This is a genomic window from Acidobacteriota bacterium, from assembly GCA_040752915.1.
In the GTDB taxonomy this organism is placed as follows: Bacteria; Acidobacteriota; UBA4820; order UBA4820; family DSQY01; genus JBFLVU01.
Window position 1 is genome coordinate 7,556 of sequence record JBFMHB010000087.1, and the last position, 1,589, is coordinate 9,144.

The following is a 1,589-nucleotide window of genomic DNA, read 5'->3' on the forward strand; positions in this document are numbered from 1 at the left end:
GGGCCCTCTCCATCTGCCGCTGGGCGGCCTCGTTCTCCGCCTCCTGGGCCCTCAGTCGCTCCTCCGCCTCGGCCTTTTCGCGCTCGGCGCGCTCCACCTCCGCCTGTTCCTTCCGGTAACGCTCCAAGAGCTGCTCGTTGCGCTCCTGCAGGTCTTGGAGCTCCTTCTCCTCGGCCTTCACTCGGCGGTCGGCCTTGGCTTTCAGAGCCGAGGCCTCTTCGAAGCGGGATCGCTCGGCGGCCAGCTTTCCTTCGGCGGCCTGCAGGTCCTCGTGGACCTTCTTGAGGCCCTCGGGCGTGAGCGGCCGGCCGTCGGGGAGCCGTCCAGTCCGCTCGATTTCGGCCAGCGCGTCCCGCTCCTGCCGGAGGGCCTGTCCCTTCTTCAGGCTGTCCTCCACGTCGCGCTGGTAGGCTTCGGCGTCGGCGCGGTGCTCGGCGAGCTTCTCCTTGAGTTCCTCTTCCTTGTGGCTGCTCTGGCGAAGTTCGGCGTCGGTGTGTTCAAGGTTGTCCCGGTTCCGCTCCAGAGTCCGGTCCGCTTCTTGAACCTCTCGTCCCGCCCGGGACACATCCTCCGCCGTGTGCGCGGCCCGGGTGCGCAGGTCCTGCACGTCCCGGTTGAGGTCCTGGGTCCGGGCGTTGGCCTCCTGCAGCGAGCGGGCCGCACCCTCCTCCCGGGCCTCCACGGTCCGGACGTTTTCGGCGGCGGCGTCGGCCTTTCCCTCGGCCTGCTGGACCTTGCCCATGGCCGCCTGCTGGCGCTGGGCGGCGGCGCCCTGCTCCTGAAGCGCCTGGTTGAGCTGGCGCTGGAGGGCCTCCTTGTCGGGCGTCCCCCCGTCTTTCATGATCTTCGCCCGCCCGGCCTGGAACACGCGGGAGACGATGGAGTAGAGGATGCGCGAGCCCAAACCCGGAAGGATGGCGTACAGGGGCAGGGTGATGAAATCCATCCGCGCGTAGGCTCCCCACGTGAGGAGGGGCCCCGGCTTCTTGAAGAGCGTGTACATGTTGAGGACGGGGCTCTGGGGAAAGAGCCAGTAGGTGGCGTTGGTGAGGCAGTCCCCGATGCCGAAGGCCGCGGTCATGAGGAGGGCCAGGATGGGCGAGAAGCATCCCGCCATGGGCAGGATCTGCATGACGTACTGGTGTTCCCCGAGGTGCCCGTAGCGCTCGATCCGCGCCCCCATGAGGAACATGAAGAGGAGAACTAGGAGGAAGGCGAAGGCGAATCCCGGCCCTCCCAGCTTTTTCTTGATGCCCGCCAAAAAGGAGAGCCCCGTGATGTCCAGAAAGAGGCTCGCGAGGCAGCCGGGCTGTCGGGCCGCGGGCCGAGCGGGCCCCGGCGCGCGTCCTCGGGGCGCCGGGCGGGGTTGGGCGGCGGGGCGGCCCGCGTGGGGCGGATGGGTGTGGGTCATGGAACCTCCCAGGCGATCCAGAGTTCACCGAGGTCGAGGGGCGTGCGCTCTCCGTCTCCGTCCGTGTCGGACGGGACCCGGACGGCCGCCGCGGCGGAACCGGCGGCAGAAGGTCGGTACCAGCAACCCCCGACGCCGAAGGGGTGGGAGGCGCGGCCCTCCCTCCACACGACGGCGG

The 1,589-nt window shown here is 69.6% G+C and carries 2 protein-coding genes; both read right to left on the bottom strand.

The annotated features are described in order from the left end of the window. On the bottom strand, positions 1 to 1,411 hold a 1,411-nt coding region (locus AB1824_12120; GenBank protein ID MEW5765710.1), incomplete at its 3' end, for a hypothetical protein. After that, positions 1,408 to 1,589: hypothetical protein (locus AB1824_12125; protein MEW5765711.1), on the bottom strand; the 182-nt coding region annotated here is incomplete at its 5' end. The genes AB1824_12125 and AB1824_12120, both read right to left, overlap by 4 nt.